The organism is Streptomyces sp. NPDC001492 (assembly GCF_053597275.1).
Genome location: NZ_JBSFHW010000005.1, coordinates 345,026 through 365,424, shown reverse-complemented (window position 1 = coordinate 365,424; position 20,399 = coordinate 345,026). Strand labels below are relative to the sequence as shown.

At 72.0% G+C, this 20,399-nt stretch carries 18 protein-coding genes; 8 read left to right on the top strand and 10 right to left on the bottom strand.

The window, feature by feature from the left end; genetic code table 11:
• The first annotated feature begins 31 nt into the window (after positions 1-31).
• Positions 32-583 (top strand): PadR family transcriptional regulator, encoded by a 552-nt coding sequence (locus ACWC1K_RS09450; protein ID WP_450829813.1) that lies wholly within the window; start codon positions 32-34, stop codon positions 581-583.
• A gap of 27 nt (positions 584-610) precedes the next feature.
• Here ACWC1K_RS09450 and ACWC1K_RS09445 read toward each other — a convergent pair whose 3' ends face one another.
• Together ACWC1K_RS09445 and ACWC1K_RS09440 are read right to left on the bottom strand one after the other, a co-directional pair.
• Positions 611-1,180, bottom strand: coding sequence for a hypothetical protein (locus tag ACWC1K_RS09445; RefSeq protein ID WP_450829812.1), 570 nt, complete (start codon positions 1,178-1,180; stop codon positions 611-613).
• A gap of 176 nt (positions 1,181-1,356) precedes the next feature.
• Positions 1,357-2,346: a fibronectin type III domain-containing protein gene (locus ACWC1K_RS09440; RefSeq protein WP_450829810.1), complete on the bottom strand. Its 990-nt coding sequence runs from the start codon at positions 2,344-2,346 to the stop codon at positions 1,357-1,359.
• 413 nt (positions 2,347-2,759) lie between these two features.
• Between ACWC1K_RS09440 and ACWC1K_RS09435 the strand changes: the two genes are divergently transcribed.
• A complete protein-coding gene (locus ACWC1K_RS09435; RefSeq protein WP_450829858.1) occupies positions 2,760-3,455 on the top strand; it encodes a glycoside hydrolase family 75 protein in 696 nt (231 codons plus the stop codon).
• Between the two features lie 506 nt (positions 3,456-3,961).
• On the opposite strand, the gene ACWC1K_RS09430 is transcribed toward ACWC1K_RS09435, so the two are convergent.
• From ACWC1K_RS09430 to ACWC1K_RS09410, 5 genes are all read right to left on the bottom strand, one after another.
• Entirely contained in the window at positions 3,962-4,372 is a 411-nt protein-coding gene (locus tag ACWC1K_RS09430; protein WP_450829808.1) for a PTS-dependent dihydroxyacetone kinase phosphotransferase subunit DhaM, read from the bottom strand.
• Positions 4,365-4,967 (bottom strand): dihydroxyacetone kinase subunit DhaL, encoded by a 603-nt coding sequence (dhaL, locus tag ACWC1K_RS09425; RefSeq protein ID WP_450829806.1) that lies wholly within the window; start codon positions 4,965-4,967, stop codon positions 4,365-4,367. Before dhaL ends, ACWC1K_RS09430 begins: the two co-directional genes overlap by 8 nt.
• A 46-nt stretch (positions 4,968-5,013) precedes the next feature.
• The gene (dhaK, locus tag ACWC1K_RS09420; protein ID WP_450829805.1) at positions 5,014-6,006 is read right to left on the bottom strand and encodes a dihydroxyacetone kinase subunit DhaK; all 993 of its coding nucleotides are present in this window, start codon (positions 6,004-6,006) and stop codon (positions 5,014-5,016) included.
• Between the two features lie 855 nt (positions 6,007-6,861).
• Positions 6,862-8,316: an MFS transporter gene (locus ACWC1K_RS09415; protein ID WP_450829803.1), complete on the bottom strand. Its 1,455-nt coding sequence runs from the start codon at positions 8,314-8,316 to the stop codon at positions 6,862-6,864.
• A gap of 173 nt (positions 8,317-8,489) precedes the next feature.
• Entirely contained in the window at positions 8,490-9,062 is a 573-nt protein-coding gene (locus ACWC1K_RS09410; RefSeq protein ID WP_450829801.1) for an Rv1733c family protein, read from the bottom strand.
• A gap of 320 nt (positions 9,063-9,382) precedes the next feature.
• On the opposite strand from ACWC1K_RS09410, the gene ACWC1K_RS09405 reads away from it, so the two are divergent.
• Positions 9,383-10,384, top strand: a complete 1,002-nt coding sequence (locus ACWC1K_RS09405) for an Acg family FMN-binding oxidoreductase (RefSeq protein ID WP_450829799.1) — start codon at positions 9,383-9,385, stop codon at positions 10,382-10,384.
• Positions 10,385-10,411: 27 nt separating this feature from the next.
• Here the strand turns inward: ACWC1K_RS09405 and ACWC1K_RS09400 are convergent, their stop codons facing one another.
• On the bottom strand, positions 10,412-10,627 hold the full coding sequence (locus ACWC1K_RS09400) for a hypothetical protein (RefSeq protein WP_450829798.1): 216 nt from the start codon (positions 10,625-10,627) through the stop codon (positions 10,412-10,414).
• 414 nt (positions 10,628-11,041) lie between these two features.
• On the opposite strand from ACWC1K_RS09400, the gene ACWC1K_RS09395 reads away from it, so the two are divergent.
• Positions 11,042-12,454, top strand: a complete 1,413-nt coding sequence (locus ACWC1K_RS09395) for a DUF2252 domain-containing protein (protein WP_450829796.1) — start codon at positions 11,042-11,044, stop codon at positions 12,452-12,454.
• Here ACWC1K_RS09395 and ACWC1K_RS09390 read toward each other — a convergent pair.
• Both ACWC1K_RS09390 and ACWC1K_RS09385 read right to left on the bottom strand, forming a co-directional pair.
• Positions 12,444-13,754, bottom strand: coding sequence for a cation:proton antiporter (locus ACWC1K_RS09390; RefSeq protein WP_450829794.1), 1,311 nt, complete (start codon positions 13,752-13,754; stop codon positions 12,444-12,446). The genes ACWC1K_RS09395 and ACWC1K_RS09390 overlap by 11 nt on opposite strands.
• 39 nt (positions 13,755-13,793) lie before the next feature.
• Positions 13,794-16,145: an arylsulfatase gene (locus ACWC1K_RS09385; protein WP_450829793.1), complete on the bottom strand. Its 2,352-nt coding sequence runs from the start codon at positions 16,143-16,145 to the stop codon at positions 13,794-13,796.
• 161 nt (positions 16,146-16,306) lie between these two features.
• Between ACWC1K_RS09385 and ACWC1K_RS09380 the strand changes: the two genes are divergently transcribed.
• From ACWC1K_RS09380 to ACWC1K_RS09365, 4 genes are all read left to right on the top strand, one after another.
• Entirely contained in the window at positions 16,307-16,738 is a 432-nt protein-coding gene (locus ACWC1K_RS09380) for a DUF7144 family membrane protein (RefSeq protein ID WP_351463879.1), read from the top strand.
• A 1,365-nt stretch (positions 16,739-18,103) separates the two neighbouring features.
• A complete protein-coding gene (locus tag ACWC1K_RS09375; RefSeq protein WP_450829791.1) occupies positions 18,104-19,489 on the top strand; it encodes an anaerobic sulfatase maturase in 1,386 nt (461 codons plus the stop codon).
• A gap of 75 nt (positions 19,490-19,564) precedes the next feature.
• Positions 19,565-20,014 carry a DUF6325 family protein gene (locus tag ACWC1K_RS09370; protein ID WP_450829790.1) on the top strand — a complete coding sequence of 150 codons (450 nt, stop codon included), beginning with the start codon at positions 19,565-19,567 and terminating at the stop codon, positions 20,012-20,014.
• Positions 20,015-20,059: 45 nt separating this feature from the next.
• Positions 20,060-20,353, top strand: a complete 294-nt coding sequence (locus tag ACWC1K_RS09365; protein WP_450829788.1) for an SHOCT domain-containing protein — start codon at positions 20,060-20,062, stop codon at positions 20,351-20,353.
• Positions 20,354-20,399: the final 46 nt, after the last annotated feature.

Sequence of the window (20,399 nt, the reverse complement as noted above, 5' to 3'; positions counted from 1 at the left end):
GGGCCCTGCCGCCGTCCCTAGGATGACTCCCATGTCACTCCCGCACGCGATCCTCACCGCCCTGCTCGAAAAGCCGTCCTCGGGGCTGGAGCTGACCCGCCGGTTCGACAAGTCGATCGGCTACTTCTGGTCGGCGACGCATCAGCAGATCTATCGCGAGCTGGGAAGGCTGGAGGCCGAAGGGCACATCCGGGCGCTGCCGTCCGAGCAGCCGGCCCGCGGGCAGAAGAAGAGCTACGAGGTCCTGCCCGCGGGCCGCGCCGAACTGGCTCGCTGGACCGCCGCGTCCCAGGACCCCAAGCCGCACCGCGATGTGATGCTGCTGCGGCTGCGGGCGGCGGCCGTGGTGGGCACGGCCGGGCTCGAGGCCGATCTGCGCCGCCATCTGGACCTGCACCGGCTGCAGTTGGCCGAGTACCAGGAGATCGAGCAGCGCGACTTCCCGCCCGGCAAGGACGCCCCCCAGGACCGGCTGCGGCACCTGGTGCTGCGGGCCGGCATCGACCTGGAGACCTTCTGGACGCAGTGGCTCACGCACGCTTTGGAGGAGTTGGCCGAACTGCCCGGTCCGGAACCGGCGTGAGCTCTGCGGCCGGCGGGCCCGCCGCCCTCAGAGCCGGTTCGGCCGCGCACGCCTGCGCAGGTACCAGCCCGTCGCGATGACACCCGTGCCCACCAGGGCGGCGCCCACCCCGACCGTCAGCGGTCCGTAGTCCTGGATGGCGCCGCCGACCCCGCCCCTGACGCCGAGCGAGGGCGAGGGCCTGGTGGTGGCCGAGATGGTGGCGGCGGGAGTGGTGCTGGGCGTGGCGGTGGGAGTGGAGCCGGGGACGACGACGCTCTGGGTGCCCGCGGTGGCGTTGTTGGAGGCGCAGACGACCGTCACGGTATAGGTGCCGGGACTCACGTTCGACCAGGCCGCCGACTGCAGGGCAGCGGTGCCCGTCAGTGCCGCCTGACGGGCCGGCCGGCTGCTGCTGAGCAGCGTGGCGGTGCCCAACGCCCCGCTGGTGCTGCGCTGGGAGCACGCGCTCGTGGTCACCGAAACGGTGGACCCGCTGGTGCTCACGGAGATCCCCGACCCCTGCGCCGCGGCCGGCACGGCGGCCAGGACGAGTGGGAGCGCGGCGGCGGCGGCCGCGGTCAGGGCGGAGCGAACGAATGGCTGAGAGTTGCGCATTGGACTGCCCTCCGACGGCACGGTTGGCGGAACATCCCTTGCGCCGCCGAAGTCGGGAAACGCCCGTGCTGCCTCAGGGGCAGCCAACGTCCCCGCGGCCCCGCCCGCATGCGGACCGCCTCCGGGCAGGTGACGGATTCCTCCGTCCGGCCCATGCCACAGGGCCGCCACCGCCGTCAGCCGCCGGGCGCCCCGGTGATCACCGTCCGCTCCGCCGAGTAGCCGCCCCAGGTGCCGTCGGGCAGTCTGGCCCGGATCCGCACGCGGTGGCGCACGCCGGCATCCCGGCCGGCGTAGAAGGAGTACGAGGCCCGGTCGCGCGGCGCGTCCCCGCCGTAGACCAGGGAGGTGGCCACCCGGCCGTCGAGGCCGATCTGGTACTCCGTCACCACGCCGTCGGTGCGCGGCGGGGTCCAGCTCAGGTCCAGGTAGTACGCCCCGTCGGCGCGGTGACTGGTGGCCCGGAAGGCGGTGGGTGCCGTGCTGCGCCCGTCGTCGGAGCCCGGCGTGTTGAGGCGGACGGTGGTGCCGGGAGGCGAGAGGTTGTCGGCCGCGTCGCGGGCGCGGACGCTGAAGGCGTAGCGGGAGCCCGGCCGCAGCCCGGTGACCACGGTCGCCGTCTGTGCCCCGCCCACACTGTGGATCTTGGCGGTGCCCTGGTAGACGTCGTACGAGACCACGGCCCGGTCGTCCCTGGACGCGGACCAGGACAGCTCGACGGCCCTGCTGCCGACCGCCCGGCCGCGCATCTTGCCCGGGCGGGTCGGGGCCGTGTCGTCCGCCGCCACGGCCGCCGGAGTCGCCGCCCGCACCTGGCGGCTGGGCGGCCCCAGCCGGCCCTCGGTGTTCCGGGCCCGCACGGTGAAGACGTACGAGGTGGACGGCCTGAGCCTGGTGACGTCCACCATGTGCTGGGAACCGGGCACTTCCTCGACCTCGGTGGTGCCGCGATACACCTCGTAGCCGCTGACGCGGGGCTTCGAGGCCACCGCGTTCCACATCACGTGCACGCTGCTGGAACTGCCCGCCGCCGCGGTCACTCCCGTGGGAGCCGCCGGCAGCCCGCCGTCCTCGTCCCCGGCGCCGTTTCTGCCGCAGGATCCGACCAGGGCGAGTGCGGCACAGAGGGCGAGTGATCGGTACACGAGCCCGGTGTCGCGACGCACGGCTCTGCCTCCCCGAACGACCCGGCGGAATTGGTACGGACCAATATGACGTGGCTGACGTGATGGCATCAAGAGGGCGGTGGCAGGTCGGCGGCACGGCGTTGCAGACCGCCCGCCGGAGTTACGTATGCTGAAGCTCCTCGCGGCTGAACCCTCCCTGAGGGCTGGTGAGTTCATGCCGGTGGCGCGGGTCGCTGTCGTCGCTGTTCCCGCGCCGGACGCGGGCGGCCGGGCCGCCGGAGCCGACACGGGCTCGGGCGCCCCGGCCCCTGCCGGAGGTCCGAAGACACGCCACGCCGTGCCCCGCCTGGACCGGTGCGCCGTCCTGTCCGCCTACGGTGGCCCCATGATCGCTACGGCACCGGGCCGGGCTGAATGCCCGTCAGTGCCCCTTCCGGAAAGGGCTTCTCATGGTGCGTGTCCAGTCGCTGACCCTGGCCGTGGCCGGCGCCGCTTTACTCCTCCCGCCGATGCTGTCCGACGCCGCGGCAAGCGGCCGGGCGGAGCCGGCGGCCTGGCGCGAGGGCGACGTCCGCGCCGCCGATCTGCTGGCCAAGGTGCGTGACTGCACCCAGATCTCCCACGGCCGCTTCCGCAGCGACGCCGGCAGACCGGCCGCGATTGCCGTGTGCGGCACCCGGCGCGCCGTCTTCTGGAAGGCCGACATGGACATCGACTGCGACGGACAGCCCGGCCCGCGCTGCAACCGCGGCACCGATCCCTCGTTCTCCCAGGCCACCGCTTACCAGCAGTCCGACGGACGCTATCTGAGCGCCGAACGCCTCCCGTACATCGTCGTGCCCGCCGCGAGCCGCATCTGGGACCCCCTGGACGACGGCGTCCGCGGCGGATCGGTCGCCGCCGTCGTCTACCGGGGCCGTGTGCAGTACGCGGTCGTGGGCGACATCGGCCCGGAAGGCATCATCGGCGAGGCGTCCTACGCCACCGCCAAGGGCCTGCGCATCCGCCCGGGCCCGAACGGCGGCGGCACACCCTCCGGCGTCACCTACATCGTCTTCAAGTACTCGCAGGTCAAACCGATCGAGAGCCACGCCGCGGCCGTCGCGGTGGGGCGGCGGCTGGCGCAGCAGTTCGTGCGGGGCGGATGAACGCCCGGGGCGCTGACCCGTTGTCGACGGGCAGGATCACGCCTTGACGTGAGACGGCCGGGCCGCCGACGGCTCGGCGCTGTCCATGGCCGGACCGACATGCCCACCGTCCGGCGGCGGGACCGGGCAACCGCGCAGCCTGTCGAAGCCGTCTTCGCGCCCGAGCCGACTACGGACCTGGGTGTCTTCGCCGGTACGACCGCGCGACGGCCGGTGCCCCGACCCGGCTGAGCTGCGTCGAGCCGCGCTTGCGTGCCGTCCGGCCGGACGTACGGCGAGGCGGAAGCGGCATTCGCCCGCGCCCTCCACGAGCGCGCGCGTGGTGGCGGGCACCTGCGGCCCGCCACCACGCGGTGCTGCTCAAGGCGGCCCTGCGCGCGGCTGTCGACCGGTACGCCTCACCCGCCGTCGGCGCGGAGCCGGACCGCGACGGCGGGTGAGGCCAGGGCGACGGCAGCCGTGCGCTCGGCCCTCACCGCCGCCGCGGAGGGACTCGGGCGGCGGCGTCAGACCTTCCGGTAGGTGTACGCCTCCGCCGCTGCCGCCTCCACGGCCGCGAGGTCGGCGCCCGTGGCCGCCGTGACCACCGCGGCCACCGCCCCCTCCACGAACGGGGCGTCCACCAGGCGTGTGCGGTCGGGGAGTTCGTCGCCCTCGGCGAGCAGCGCCTTCACGGTGAGCACGGCGCTGCCGAGGTCGGTGAGCACGGCGACGCCGGCACCCCGGTCCACTGACGCGGCCGCCGCGGCGATCAGCTCCGCGCTCGTGCCGAGCCCGCCACCCTCGGTGCCGCCCGCCGGGGCGACGGGCACCGAGACCCCGCCGCCCGCGAGCCCCTTCGCCAACTCGGCCACGGAGGCAGCCACTTCGGCGCTGTGCGACACCAGCACGATCCCGACCTGTTTCCCGTCACTCACCGTCGGCCTCCGCGAGAGCGGCGACGAGCAGCGCCGAGGAGGTGGCGCCGGGATCCTGGTGCCCGATGCTGCGCTCCCCGAGATAACTGGCCCGGCCCTTGCGGGCCTGCAACGGCGTGGTCGCAAGGGCGCCCTCCTCGGCGGCGGTGCGGGCCGCGGCGAACCCGCCCTCGTCGAGCGCGTCCACGGCCGGCACCAGCGCGTCGATCATCGTCTTGTCGCCCGGTGCGGCACCGCCGAGCGTCATGACCGCCTCCACCCCGGTCCGCAGCGCCTGGGCGAACTGCGCCTCGCTGACCTCGCCGGCGTCCCCGAGCGTCTTGCCCGTACGGCGCAGCAGCGTGCCGTAGAGGGGCCCCGACGCGCCACCGACGGTCGAGATCAGCTGCCGCCCGGCCAGCGTCAGGACCGCACCGGGCGTGTCCGGCGCCTCCTTCTCCAGCGTGGCGGCCACGGCCCGGAACCCGCGCTGCAGATTGCTGCCGTGGTCGGCGTCCCCGATGGGCGAGTCGAGGGCGGTGAGCCGTTCCGCCTCGCGGTCCACGGACGCGGCGGTCGCCGTCATCCAACGGCGGAAGAAGTCGGCGTCGAGCACTGGATCTCCTTGCGTGGTAGGTACGTTGACACCGCGGCCCGTCGGTCTACATGCCCCAGCGCAGTCCGGGCGTCTTCACCGGCGCGTCCCACAGCCGCAGCAGCTCCTCGTCGATCTGGCACAGGGTGACCGAGGCACCGGCCATGTCCAGCGAGGTGACGTAGTTGCCCACCAGAGTCCGGGCGACCGCGACACCGCGCTGGGCGAGCACCCGCTGCACCTCGGCGTTGAACCCGTACAGCTCGAGCAGCGGCGTCCCACCCATGCCGTTGACCAGGACGAGGACCGGATTGCGCGGGGGCATGTCCTCCAGGATCGCGTTCACCGCGAACTCGGCGATCTCACCCGAGGTCATCATCGCCCGTCGCTCCCGGCCGGGCTCGCCGTGGATACCGATGCCCAACTCCAGCTCGCCCGAGGGCAGATCGAAGGTGGGGCTGCCCTTGGCGGGTGTGGTGCAGGCGCTGAGCGCGACGCCGAAGCTGCGGGAGTTCTCGTTGACCTGATGGCCGATCGCCTTCACCCGCTCCAGGGGCTGCCCCTCGTCCGCCGCCGCGCCCGCGATCTTCTCCACGAACAGCGTGCCGCCGACGCCGCGCCGCCCGGCCGTGTAGAGGCTGTCGGTGACCGCCACGTCATCGTTGACCAGCACCTTGGCGACCTGGATGCCCTCGTCCTCGGCGAGCTCGGCCGCCATGTCGAAGTTCAGCACGTCACCGGTGTAGTTCTTCACGATGAACAGCACGCCCGCGCCGCTGTCCACGGCCGCCGCGGCGCGCGCCATCTGATCGGGAACCGGCGAGGTGAAGACCTCACCCGGACAGGCCGCCGACAGCATGCCGGGACCCACGAATCCGCCGTGCAGGGGCTCGTGCCCCGAGCCACCCCCGGAGATCAGGGCGACCTTCCCGGCGACCGGGGCGTCCCGCCGTACGATCACCCGGTTCTCCACGTCGACGGTCAGCTCGGGATGGGCGGCCGCCATGCCCCGCAGGGCGTCCGCGACCACGCTTTCCGGCACATTGATCAACATCTTCATGGGTACCTCCTGGTGGGATTGGCAGATGAGCCCCATGACCTCTGTTTGTGCAGGTCAGTGTGGGTTTGACTGGTTGTCGATCTTGGCGTCCATGGTGATCGGAAGCGGGTTCCTGCGGTACTGATGCTGACTTAGTGCTGACTTTGGTGACAGAGCGTCAGGTGTAGGGCGTGGTCGGATGCGAGCGGGCGGAGGGTGCCCCTTTTGGCAGTATCGACCTTGCGGCAGTGAAGGTCACGCCGGACGACGGCGCGATGTAGGACAGCGTGTGTCGGAGGTGCCTCCGTGAGCGTGGGAGCTGCACCCTTGCTGACCTGGGAAGCCGGCATCCGGGGTGCCGCGGTCCTGCCGTTCCTCGGCGTCGGCATCAGCGTGGCCTTGGCCGGCTCGCGGAGGCCGAACTGGAAATCTCGGCTCTGATGGAACTTCGATCGTGAGTCCGGCGGCCGTGTGAAGTGATCATTGGTGAAAGGGTGCCGCTTGCCGTTGATCCCCGCGCAGCCCCCGCGCCGCCGCCTGCTCGGATCAAGGGCCGGGATCGTGTCGAAGCACGCGAGGCTGCGGACTCTTGGAGGGGGTAACCGCTGAACCTGCGCGTGTCGCCTGGTTGGTGGCAGGAACGGGGGAGTGTTCGTCCACGCCTACAGGGGATGAAGCGGCTGGCCCGCCCTACGCACTACGGCGCGCAGCCATGCCGAGCGAACACGACCATCTTCTTCAGCCCCTGTTCGACGGTGCCAGGACACAGCCGGGCCGGCATCGCCCGCCGCCACCGGCCCCCAGACGCGAACTCCGTTCCGTACCACCCGGTACCGCCACCTCGGAGAGAGCGCCTGAGACCTGGTCGCGGCAGTCCTACCGTGCGTCGAGCGCCTCCGCCTCGGCCGCTGCTGAATCCGTCGCGTCCGCGTCCGTCCCACGGCTCCGGAGTCCGAGGGCGACGAGAACGGCGGCCGCGAGCACGATCGTCGTTTCCACGGCAAGGACCGTGTGAAGGCCCGTCAGCAGGTCCGAGGAGGTGGTGGCGAGGACGCCGAGCAGCGGAATGCCGATGGTGACGCCGACCTGCTGCGTGGAGGTGACCAGGCCGGTCGCCAGGCCCTGCTCCTCGTTCGGTACACCGGACGTGACCGTCAGACCGTAGGAGACGATCACGCCGAGGTGGCACACGCACGCCAGGGAGACGGCGGCCGTGGCGAGCCACACCGAGCAGACGTCGGCGTCCACGCCCAGCAGCGCCCCGGTCAGCACGCCCTGCCCGACGAGCGAGCCGACGAGCGTGCGGCGGGCGCCGAAGCGGCCGATGACCTTGGAGGCGTAGGCTCCGGCGACGGCCGACAGCACGCCTGCCACGCCGAAGACCAGCCCGGTCCGGAAGGCCGACAGGCCCAGCGTCTCCTCGAAGTACAGGGTCAGCACGAACACCAGCGTCGACATCGTCGAGAAGGTGACCAGACCGCCCACGTTGCCCCATGCCACGGTGCGGCGGCGCAGCATCGGCAGGGAGACCAGCGGCGCCTCGGTGCGGGATTCGACGAGCACGAACGCGGTGAGCAGCGCGAGGCCCGCGGCCAAGGTGGCGATGACGTCCACGTGGCCGAAACCGCGGTCGGCGGCCGTCGACAGGGCGTAGATCACCGACAGCAGACCCGCGGTGACGGTGACCGCGCCGGGCACGTCCAGGCGCGGGCGCTCAGGGGTGCGGGATTCCGGGAGCAGACCGGGGGCCAGGGGCAGGACGATCAGCGCGAAGAGGGCGAGCCCGCCCATGGTGGAGCGCCAGCCCAGTACATCGGTCATGACACCGCCGGCCACCATGCCCACGGTGAAGCCGAGCGAGAGCAACGTGCCCGAGACACCCAGAGCGCGGTCGCGGGCCGGTCCCTCCGCGAACGTCGTGGTGAGCAGGGACATCCCGGTCGGCACGATGGCCGCCACGCCGATCCCCTGCAACGCCCGCCCCGCCAGGAACGACACCGGGTCCCAGGCGAAGGCCGCAAGAAGTGAGGCCGCCCCGAACAGGGCGAGTCCGGTCAGGAACAGCCGTCGTCGGCCGTACAGGTCGCCGATACGGCCGAACAGGAGCAGGAAGCCGCCGGACGGCAGCGCGAACGCGGTGACCGCCCACTGCAACGCCCACCGGCTCATGCCGAGGTCGGAGCCGAGGACGGGCAGCGCCACGTTCAGCACGGAGAAGTCGAGGGCCACCATGAACTGGGCGGCGCACAGCACGAACAGGACGAGTTTGTCACGCGTCGACAAGCGTGGTGTGCCGAGCGGTGCGGGGTCGGAAGTGGAGTCAATGGCCATGGGCAAGAGCCTGCGGCCGGCGGAACAGCCGTGGGGAGTGACAGCTTGTCCTGGTGGTGGCACCACCAGGACACGAGGAGGACCGGTCCATGCCCGGGGACGCGCCCAAGACGTGGCGGAAGTGAGCCGTATCCCGGGCGCGCTCCTTGGCGTGCCGGCACCGACACGGCCGATCAGCCCGTCTTGTGCTGCCCCCACTGCGGGCCGATCACGTCCCACTCCCTGCCCCACCCCTCGATGCGCCGCCGGTCCAGCCACCAGCGAGCGGTACCCGCGGCCCCGAACGCGATGCCGGTCACGGCGAGCGCCGATGCGGATCCCAGGAGTCCCGCTTCCACGGCCGCATCCGTGCGGCTCGGCGGTCGGGTGGTGAGGCGTCCCTGCGTGTCGGTCCAGAGCACCGTCGTGGATCCGGCCTTGAGTCCGCCGTCCACCAGCGTCCTGCCGGTCCGGGTGGATCCGTCCCCCGCGGTCCAGCGGACCTGGGCAAACGCCCGGTAGCTCGTCGCCTCCGCGGGTGGGGTGTCCGTGAGGAGCACGGCCCTTACGGGGGTGCGCTCGGCACGCTGCTGCATGAAGGCGTCGTCGGCGGCCCCGGCCGTCAGCACACCGGCGAGCGTTCCGCCCACGCCCACAAGCATCCAGAGCGCCAGCCCGAGCCAGGCCTCGAGAACATCGTCGCGCCTGCGCAGCGGGTTGGCCCGCCACCGCCACAGCCACCTCTTGGTTCGCCTGCACGTCCGCATCGGTCCGCACCTCCTGGTCGTCACTTCGAGCAAGGTGACAGCCGGGCGCGTGTCGTGGCATGGGCCTGGCAGAGGGAGTCGTGGGGCCGACCGGGACCAAAAGTCTGCGACGGGGAGGGCCCTTCAGCCCTGCCCGCCGCCCGCCGGCCCGCAGCAGCCGTCCGCCCGAGGGCGGAGCGCCCCGCCCTCCACTGCCGTCGTCATCGGTGGCCTGACCGGCCACCCGCCGGGGACCATCGGCCCCTCACCCGAAAGGCCGCCGGGCGCCCACCCTCGTGGGACAACCACCTGTTCCGAAACCCGTGCCGGAGGAGGGCACCATGCCATCCGTGCCTCTCGACGCCGCGACCCTGGAAGCCTGCGTGGCGGCCGCCGTGGCCGCGCCCTCGTTCTTCAACACGCAGCCCTGGCGCTTCAGGCTGGACCCCGACACCGTCGCCTTCGAGGTGCGCGCGGACCCGCAGCGCGGCCTTCGGCATGCCGATCCGGCCGGCCGCGCGCTGCATCTGTCCGTGGGCGCGTCCGTCTTCAACCTCCGCGTCGCGGTGTCCCACTTCGGCTGGGCACCCGTCGTGCGGCTGCTGCCCCGCCCCGACGAGCCCGACCTGCTCGCCGTCGTCCGGCCCACCGGAGCCAAGGGCGGGCACGGCACGGAACACCGCGGCGACCTCTACCCGGCGATCTGGCGCAGGCACAGCAGCCGCTTCCCGTTCTCCGCCAGGTCCCTGCCGCCGCAGGCACGCGCCGAACTCGCCGAGGCCGCCCACGCGGAAGGCGCCTCACTGAACTTTCCCGAGGACGCCGAGACGGTCCGGCTGCTGCGGGTGACCGCCGAGGCCGAGCAGCGCAACCACGCCGACGCCGACCGCGGCACGGAGAGCCGCCGCTGGGTGCACCGGGACACGGACGGTCCGTTCGACGTCGGCCTTCCCCACACCGCACTCGGCCCGCAGGACGCCCGCGAACGCATCCCCATGCGGGACTTCACCGCCGCACGCCACCCCGGCCGGTTGCCCGCCCAGGACTTCGAGACCGCCCCTGCCATCGCCCTGCTGAGGACCGAGCACGACCGTCGTACGGACTGGCTGCGGGCGGGGGAGGCACTCGAACACGTCCTGCTCGTGGCCACCGCCCTGGGGCTGCGTGCGTCGTTGCTGCACCAGCCCATGGAATGGCCCGACCTGCGCCGCGCCCTCAGCCAGGACCCACACCACACCGGCCACGCCCAGATGCTGATCCGGCTCGGCTACGGCCCGGAGGGCCCGGCCAGCCCGCGTCATGCCCAGCCTGTCGTGCTGGACGAGCAACGGCCGCCCCGTTAGCCGGTGCCCGCCGTCAGGTGGCTGCGGTCAGCCCGCCGCGGCCCCGGCACGGCGTGCGAGCGCCGGTCGCCGCAGGGTCGGCCAGTCCGTCGGCGGATTCGCCCGGGGCACTCCCGGTCGGCCGCGAGGGCCGCGAACGTGCAGCGGGCCGGGCGGGATCCCGCAGACGACCGGGGTGGCCGGCAGGAGGGCCTCGCCGTCGACGCCGACCGCGATCTCCGGGGCATCGGCGTCGACGACCATCTGATCCGCGGTCAGCGTGGTGAGTCCGCGGGAGTGCGGGCCGCGCGGCGGATCGGCCGCCTGGGCCGCATCCCGGAGCGGGGATTCATGACGACGAACGGCGATTTCGGCGGCGGAGTCTGCTGCGGCCGCGGCCCCGCAGGACGTACCTCCGCGCGGAGGGCGGCTCGTCCGGTCACCGTCGGCACGGCCCCCAGGGCGAGCACTCACAGGGCGGCCCACAGCGGCCCCGCACGAACCGTCCACTGCTGAGCGGTCTCAGGCCGGCGACCGTACGTGCCGGCCGTCCGAGCCGGATCCCTCCGTGCTGCGCACGGAGGGATCACACCCCGGCGGTCACGGCCGCACATCACCTGTCCGGGGTGATCCCACGCGGGCACCGAGCGGCGACGATGCGAGAAAGGAGGGACGGTCATGATCACGATGAACGAGACAGCTGCGTCCCCGTCCGAGCGTGCGGCCCAGGGAAAGGCATCGCGGGCCGTGCTGCCGCGCTCCGCCCATGCCGTTTTCGAGCCGGACGCCAAGCGGCCCGATCCCGTCGACATCATCGAGCGGCAGTCCGCAGCCCGGGTCCCGGAACTCGTCCCGATCCGTTACGGCCGCATGCTCGAGTCGCCGTTCCGCTTCTACCGTGGGGCGGCGGCGATCATGGCGTCCGATCTGGGGGCGTCCCCGCACACCGGGCTCATGGCGCAACTGTGCGGTGACGCCCATCTGCTGAACTTCCGGCTGCTCGCCTCCCCCGAGCGGCATCTGGTCTTCGACATCAACGACTTCGACGAGACCTTGCCCGGCCCCTTCGAGTGGGACGTCAAACGGCTCGCCGCGAGCCTGGTGATCGCCGGTCGCGCCAACTCGTTCCCAGCATCGGACTGCGCCACGGTCGTGCGCGAGAGTGTCCGGGCCTACCGCGAGCGGATGCGGGAGTTCGCGGGGATGCGCACCCTCGACATCTGGTACGCCCGCGACGACGCCGCCCAGGTCGAAGCGATCCTGTCCGAGAGGCTCAGCCCGAGCGAACGCCGACGGGTCGACACGGCATCGGCCAAGGCCCGTACGCGGACCAGCCGACAGGCCGCGGGGAAGCTGACCCGGCTGGTCGACGGCCGCCCCCGGATCATCTCCGACCCGCCGTTGATCACACCGCTCGACGAGCTCCTGCACGACACCGAACGCGACGAGCTGGAGCGGACTCTGCGCGCCCTGGTCGCCGACTACGCGCGCACCCTGTCTTCGGAACGGCAGCACCTCCTGAGCCGGTTCCATGTGGTCGACATGGCTCGCAAGGTGGTGGGTGTCGGCAGTGTGGGCACCCGCTGCTGGATCGTGCTGCTGCTGGGCCGCGACGACGAGGACCCGCTGCTGTTGCAGGCCAAGGAGGCAGGCGACTCGGTCCTCGCCCCGTACAGCGGCGCGAGCGCGTACGAGAACCAGGGCGAGCGGGTGGTGGCAGGGCAGCGGCTGATGCAGGCCGCCAGCGACATCTTCCTCGGCTGGAAGCACGTGACGGGTATCGACGGCCGCGAACGCGACTTCTATGTACGGCAGCTGCGGGACTGGAAGGGCATCGCCCGGCCGGAGACCATGGATCCCGCGGCCCTGGCGCTCTTCGGCCGGCTCTGCGGCGCTTCACTGGCTCGTGCCCATGCCCGCTCGGGCGATCCGATCGCCATCGCCGCCTATCTCGGCGGCGGCGACACCTTCGACCGGGCGCTGGCTCGGTTCGCGCAGGCCTACGCCGATCAGAACGAGCGCGATCACCAGGCGCTGGCCGATGCGGTGGCCGCCGGACACGTGTCGGCGAGGACCGACCTCACCGCGTAGGAGCGGGTCCGGCAGACAGCGCAGGGCTCTGCTGCACCGCGCCGGCCTCACGCAGCTGCCGCCCAGCGGCGCCCGTGCGCCGGTACCAGGCGCCGTACCGTTCGGCCAGTGCCACGGACGAGACGCCGTGCAGCAGGACGCTGAGTCCAACGGTTACGGCGAACACCCGGCCCATCGTCTCCGTCCCCGGCACGTGTTCCTCCACCACGAGCAGGGCCAGCACGACCGAGGCGAGACCCCGTGGCCCGAACCATCCGATGTATGCGACCGTCGGCGGACGCAGCCCGCTGCCGATCAACGAGAGCGCCACGGGGAGCATCCTCACGACGGTCAGGCTGAGCACGGCGTACAGCACGATTTTCCAGGTCAGCTGCTGCAGGGCCGGTCCCAGCAGCACCGCGCCGAAGAGCATCAGGCTGACGGACGCCAGCAGGCCCCCGAGGTTCTCGGCGAACTCGGACGTGCGGTCCTCGTTCTCCGCCTCGCTGTCGGAGGGGGCGGGGAAGCGCCGAAGGGCGTATCCGAAGGCGAACCCGGCGACCCAGGCCGCGATGAAGCCGCTGCCGTCGGTGATCACGGCCAGTTCGTACGAGGCTGCGGCAACGGCGAGGACATGGAGCTGTCGCCACTCCACGGTGACCCACCCGCGGGCCCGGGCCGCCTGCAGCAGCCACCCGCCGCAGCCGCCGACCAGCAGGCCCAGGGCGGTGCTGAGCAGCAGGGCACGCCAGAAGGTGCCCGCCACGCCCTCGTGCGCGTAGGACGTGCCGGGGATGGCCGCGAGGAAGACGACGAAGAACGGCAGCACCATGCCGTCGTTGAGGCCGCTCTCCACATTGAGACCCTCGCGCACGAGCGCCGGCACCCGGGGATCGGACATGGCGCTCTTGCCGAGGGCGGCGTCGGTGGGGGCGAGGATCGCGCCCACCAGGGCCAGCTCCCAAGCGGTCAGCCCCGGCAACAGCGGCCAGGCCAGCAGCCAGCCCGCCGCGATGCTCAGCGGCAGCCCGATGCCCAGCAGCCGGCCGGGCAGGAAGCCGCCCGTGGCCAGGTCGCGTCGCCGTACGGTCATGGCGTCGGTGAACAGCACCAGGGTCAGTGCGGCTTCCAGCAGGGCGGTGAGCGGTGCGGCGTCGTGTTCGAGCCCGACGATGTCGAGGACGGCGGGGCCGATGAGGATGCCGCATCCCGTGAACACGATCGCCGACGAGACGGGCGTGGTCGACAACCGACGCGATCCCAGGGCATACGCGCCGATGACGCCCGCCACGGCCGCCACGGTCCAGGCGCCGCTGCTCATTGCGCCGTCCTCCCTCCGGCTGCCGTTGCGTTGCCCCCGTCAGTCGCGCATGAAGGCGCCGGCGGCCTCCTTCTCCAGATCGGCGAAGGGCTGACCGCTGACGTCGACCAGCACGCGGCGGATCGTGCCGCCGAGGAAGTGGAAGGGCGGGGCGTAGTCGGCGGAGACGGCCTGGCCGCTGTCGCGGCCCACGCACAGGCCCTCGCCGTCGCAGGCGAACATGCCGGGCTGGGTCCTGATCCGGATCGCTCCCACCTCACGGTCGTCGACGCGCAGGATCAGGGTCCCGACCGTGAGGCCGTTGTCCTTGCGGTCGTCGGCGCGGAAGGCGGCCGACAGGATGTGGTCGCCGACGGGCACCCGGCCGGGCGAGGCGACCTTCTGCTCCATCCGGCCCAGCCAGTTGTAGACGTAGTGCAGCCGTCCGTCGAGGAGGTAGAGACTGTGTCCGCCGAACCGGCCGCCCTGCGCGAACAGCACACCGCGGGCCTCCGGGGTGTCGAGGCGGACGTCGGCGGCGAGGGCGTAGGACCGGCCGCGGATGTTGACCGCCACCGACTCGGGCACGTCGGCGCAGTCGGGGTAGTACACGTACTGGTCGCGGGGCTCGGAGAGCCGGGGCCGTGGCGTGCTGAAGATCTCGATCGCCGTCCGGTCATCCAGCGGCAGCCCGCTCAGGCGTTCGGCCTCCTGCGCCCACAGCCGCTTGAGTTCCTCCAGCTTCTGCGGGTGCTCGGCCGCCAGGTCGCGGGCCTCGGCGCGGTCCTCCCGCAGGTGGTACAGCTCCCAGGTGTCGTCGTCGAAGCTGCTCCAGCCGGACGGTGCCGGCGGGTGCAGAGCCGAGGCGTGCCAGCCGTCGTGCCAGGTGCCGCGGGTGCCCAGCATGACGTAGAACTGTGTGTCCCGGGGGTCGGGTGCCTCGGGGTTCTCCAGGACGCCGCGCAGGCTCGCGCCGTGCAGCGGGGTCTGCCGGTAGCCCTTGACCGTCTCGGGCGGGTCGACACCGAGCAGGTCGTACAGGGTCGGCACAATGTCGATGGCATGCACGTACTGGTGCCGGATGCCGCCCGCGGCCCCGATGCCGGCCGGCCAGGACAGGAACATCGGGTCCGCGACGCCGCCCTCGTAGGAGGCCCACCGCTTCCAGTACTTGAAGGGCGTGTCGAATGCCCAGGCCCACCCGGTCGGATAGTGGTTGTACGTGTCGGGGCTTCCCAGATCGTCCAGGTGCCGCAGGTTGTCCGCCATGTCGTCGGGCACGCCGTTGAAGAAGTTGTTCTCGTTCAGGGAGCCGTTCGGTCCGCCCTCACCGCTTGCTCCGTTGTCGGACACCACCACCGTGATGGTGTTGTCGAGCTGCCCCGACTCCGTCAAGTAGTCCAGGACACGGCCGAGTTGGGCGTCGGTGTAGGAGACGAACCCGGCGAAGACCTCCGCCATACGGACGAACAGGCGCCGCTCGTCCTCGTTCAGGGTCTGCCAGGGGCGGACGAACTCGCCCGCCGGCCACGGCTTCCCGCCGGGCCCGAGTGCGTACGGTTCGCCGTGCGGATTGATCGGGGTGAGTTCGGTCCCCTCGGGCATGATGCCCAACTCGATCTCACGCCGCAGGGCCAGCTCGCGGTAGACCTCGTAGCCGTCGTCGAAGACGCCCCGGTACTTGTCGGCCCACTCGCGCGGGACGTGGTGCGGGGCGTGTCCGGCGCCGGGGCACAGGTAGGTGAACCACGGTTTGTCCGGGGCGATGACCTTGGCGTCGCGGATGAACTCGATCGCCCGGTCGGCCAGGTCCTTCGACAGGTGGTAGCCCTGGTCCGGGGTCTGCTGCACCTCGTGCGGGTGGTTGTCGTACACCAGGTCCGGGTAGTACTGGTCGCTCTCGCCGCCGAGGAAGCCGTAGAACCTCTCGAAGCCGCGGGAGAGCGGCCAGTGGCGCTTGGAGGAGGCCATGTTGGCCTCTTCCGAGGGGCACAGATGCCACTTGCCGACGCAGTAGGTGTTCCAGCCGCGCTCCACCAGTACCTCGGCGATGTTGGCGTTCTCCATCGGGATGCGCCCGTTGCTGTTGGGGAACCCGTTGGTGACCTCGGTGACGCAGGCCATGCCGTTGCTGGTGGCGTTCCGGCCGGTCATCAGGCACGACCGGGTGGGCGAGCACAGGGCGGTGGTGTGGAAGTTCGTGAAGCGCACACCAGCGTCCGCGATACGGCGCATCGCCGGGGCCCTGACCAGGCCGCCGAAGAAGTCGAAGGTTCCGAAGCCCACATCGTCCCAGACGATGTAGAGGACGTTGGGCGCGCCGTCCGGTGCCTGCGGCTCCCGGTACGGCTCCCAGTCGGGCACCGAGTCGCGGATGTCCTGCGCGATCCTCCCCCGGAACTCAGCGGCCATGTCAGCCTCCTCCGGGCTGGTGGGAGTGCACTCCCAGCACAGCAGGTGGGCGACCGGCGCGACCTCACCCTCTCCGGGTGATCACAGCGCGGCGCGTCGCGGGGGAAGCTCGGTGGTGAGCGGCTGCGCGCAGCAGCCCCCGTGAGGAATGGAGGCCGGCCATGGCCAGCACCGTAACTCCTCGTCGCCATTCGGCAGGCACAATGGCCGCCGCTTCCGGCCTTACCGTGTTCGCCGCGGTGTTGCTGATGATCGCCGGTGTCCTCGACATCTTCCGCGGCATCATGGCGATCGCCAATGACGACGTCTTCGTCAACACCCCGAACTACGTCTTCAAGTTCGACCTGACCAGTTGGGGCTGGATCCACCTGGCCCTCGGGGTGGTCGGGGTGATCGTGAGCCTCGGCCTGTTCACCGCGGCCACCTGGGCCAGGGTCGGGGGTGTGGCCATAGCCTCGCTGCTGATCATCGCCAACTTCCTGTCCGTCCCCTACTACCCGATGTGGTCGCTGACGCTGATCGCGATGTACGCGTTCATCATCTGGGGGCTGTGCGTCGTGCGGCGTGACGACGTCACCGATCAGCGGATGTGAGGTGCCCTCACCCGGCGCGGGTGATCACGGGCCGGGCGGCCGTCCGACACCCGACGGCGCAGGCGACAACCCTTCGTACCGGGACGGCGGCAGCCGGCTGATGCGGGTCCTGCTGGCCGTCGGTTCCGTGCCGGCGGAGTGGTGTGCCTGCGCCATCCGCCACAGACCGTCGACGTGCCCTCCCTCGTGGTCGGGGAGCTCCGGCCGCTGTCGGGGCTGGTGAGGGTGTACACCGCGACGCGGACCGGGTCCGGGCCCACCACGGCCTCACCTTCGGCACGGGGCCCTCGGTGTCGTCGCCGGCATCGTCGTACCGGGCCACCCGGCCGAGCCGGCCGTCGCGCTCGCCCGACTGCTGGGCCTGTGGCTGGTGTGCCGCGTCAGCGGCCGCCCGAGCCGCGGTGACGGGGGCGCTCCGCCTGCGGTGCCGATGTGCGGCTCCGCCGCGGGGCCGCGATTGCCTTCGATCGTCTGCGGCGCCGTCGTGGCTGGTCGCGCCCGCGCGGCGGAGCCGCATATCGAGACAGCCTCGCGCCCCTATGGGGGCGCTGCCGAACCGCACCCGGCCCGCCTGGAACCATGCCTGGATGCCGACTGTTCGGAGGTGCGAAGTGCGCCGTGGCGCCGGCGTTGCGCCCGGCCCGTCGACTCTGCCGCTGCGCGGCCGGCCGGGCGCACTTCGGGCAGGCCCGAGCGGGTGACGATGCCGGCCGGTGGAGCCGATCACCGCGGTGGCGTGTCCGGAGCGGGCAGGGCGCTCGGCCGGCCCCCCGCCGGCCACCGACCCGGCCGTCCAGGACGCGGCCGTCCACCGGATCCCCAAGGCGGCGGACGGGCAGACGGCGCACAGGCCGCCGCGGAGCCACCACCCGTGTGGCGATCTTCATGACCGCGTTGTCGGTGGCGGACTCGATCTGCGGTCCGAGCCCTCGTACGGTGGCGGTGGCCCACGGCGGCAGCCCCTGGCAGTGCAGCCGGCCGGGGAGACGTCCTGCTCCTGGCCGTGACGATGACGGCCGGTCCCAGATCATGTCGGCGATCATCTTCGTCACCGGCCCCGAGCCGTCCGGCTGCCGGCCGGTTTCCTCGCCGGCGTCGCGCTCGCCAGGACGGCCGGCGCGGCCATCTCTCCGCCGCCTAGGCTTTCGACCCGGGTGATTCCGGCGACTCGGATCGAGCGGCAGCATCATCCAATACGCGCTGGTCGGCTCGCCGGCCCCGACCGCGATCAAGAACCGGGTGCGGCGGGAGACCCCACCACCGCCCAAGTGGCCGGGTACGCTCATCCGGGGCCCAAGCCGCCGATCACGGCGTCACCCGCCACGGGTGACCCCCCGACCGGACCGCGCCGACACGCTGGGAACCATGAGCACCGTCCGGCTGCCCGCCCCCACCGTCCGGCGTCCCGATGCCGTGGCCCCGCGCAGCCCCTTCCACCTGCTGGCCAAGCCCACGGGAGCGATCTGCAATCTGGACTGCACGTACTGCTTCTTCCTCTCCAAGGAACTGCTGTACGAGGGCAGCAGGTTCCGGATGGCCGACGAACTGCTGCAGGAGTACATCCGTCAGCTGATCGAGGCGCACGGTCCGGCACCGGAGGTCACGGTGGCCTGGCAGGGCGGCGAACCCACGCTCATGGGACTCGATTTCTTCCGCCGCTCCCTGGAGTACGAACGCCGCTACGCCCGCCCGGGACAACGCGTCGTCAACACCGTCCAGACCAACGGCACGTTGATCGACGCCGAATGGGCGCGGTTCTTCCGCGACAACGACTTCCTCGTCGGGCTGTCCGTCGACGGGCCGCGCGCGATGCACGACGCCTACCGCGTCGACAAGGGCGGCAAGCCGACCTTCGACCGGGTCATGCGAGGGCTGGACCATCTGCGTGCGGCGGGCGTGGACTGGAACGTGCTCACCACGCTGCACGACGCCAACGCCGGCCATGCCCGCGAGGTGTACGCCTTCCTGCGCGACGACTGCGGCGCCCGGCACCTGCAGTTCATCCCGATCGTGGAGGGCACCACCGCGCAGCACCTGCCGGCCGCCGACGCGGGCTGGGGCGCCCGCGCCAAGGGCCGGCCGCTGTACCGGCAGGAGGGTGAGCAGGTCACCCGGCGTTCGATCACCGGGGAGCAGTACGGCCGCTTCCTCGTCGATGTCTTCGAGGACTGGGTGCGACGCGACGTCGGCACCGTCTACGTCCAGTTGTTCGATGTGGCCCTGGCCAACTGGTACGGCGCGCCCCCCTCGTTGTGCGTGCACTCCGAGACCTGCGGCCGCGCGCTCGCCCTGGAGCACAACGGGGACGTCTACTCCTGTGACCACTTCGTCGAACCGCGGTACCTGCTGGGCAACATCGGGCAGCGGCACCTGCTGGAGCTGGTGGACTCGCCCGAGCAGCAGGAGTTCGGGCAGCACAAACGGGACGGTCTGCCGCGCTTCTGCCGCGAGTGCGACGTCCGGTTCGCCTGTCACGGCGGCTGCCCCAAGGACCGCTTCGACGTGACGCCGGACGGCGAGCCGGGCCTCAACCATCTGTGCCCCGGCTTCAAGGACTTCTTCCACCACGTCGACCTGCCGATGCGCACCATGGCCGCGCTCCTGCGCCAGAATCTGCCGCCCGCCCTGATCATGCGGCAGTACGCGGCCGCCGACGCACGGCGACCCCACAACGCCCCCTGCCCCTGCGGCGGCGGGCGCAAGTGGGCGCGCTGCCACGGGCGCCGGCCGCACATCACCCACGCCGGGTGATGTGGGCCGCGGCCCGCGGGCGCAGCCTGGAGCCGTCCCCGAGGCACCGGGCCCGAGGAAGAACGGAGCGCCGGCATGAGCATTCTCGGACCGATCGACCTGATCATTCTTTCGTTCCCGGCCGGTCAGCCTCCCGACTCCTTCCTGGCCGCTGTGGAACAGGTCGAACGCCGCAAGGACGTCCGCATCCTCGATGCGCTGGTGGTGACGAAGAGCCCGGACGGGCGCATCGGCAGGACCGAGTTGTCGGACATCGCGAACCTGGGCGACGTGGCCGCCGACATCGCCGCGCGCCGCACGCTCGGGATGGTCGGCCTCGACGACGTCAACGAGATCGCCATGGTGATGGATCCCGACACCACCGTCCTCGCCCTGCTGGTGGAGAACGTATGGGCCCGGGAGGCCGCCGAGGAGGTCCGTCGTCACAACGGCCGCCTGCTGGCCACGGTGCGCATCCCTCATGAGCAGATCGCCGAGGTGGAGGCAGAGCTGAGCGGCACAGCCACGCCGCAGACACTGACGTGACGCCCGCACGCGGCGGCACAACCGCGGAACAGAAAGGATATGACGATGCCTCTCGGACGACGCCGTCCCTTGCTGCGCGGCGCTCTGGTCGGCGGGACCGCATACGCCGCCGGACGGCGGGCCGCGGCGGCCCAGCAGCACGAAGCGGACCAGCAGGCGGCCATCGACCAGCTCCGGGCGCAGCAGGCCGCCGCACCGGCCGCACCCGCTGCCGCCGCCCAGCCGTCTGCGGGCACCGGCCTGCTCGACGAGCTCACGCGGCTCGGAGAGCTGCGGGACCAAGGAGTGCTGACGGAGGCGGAGTTCGCCGCCGCCAAGTCGCGGCTGCTGGGCATGTGACGGCAGCCGGGGCCCGGCCGTGCGTACGGGGTCCTGCTTCTCACGC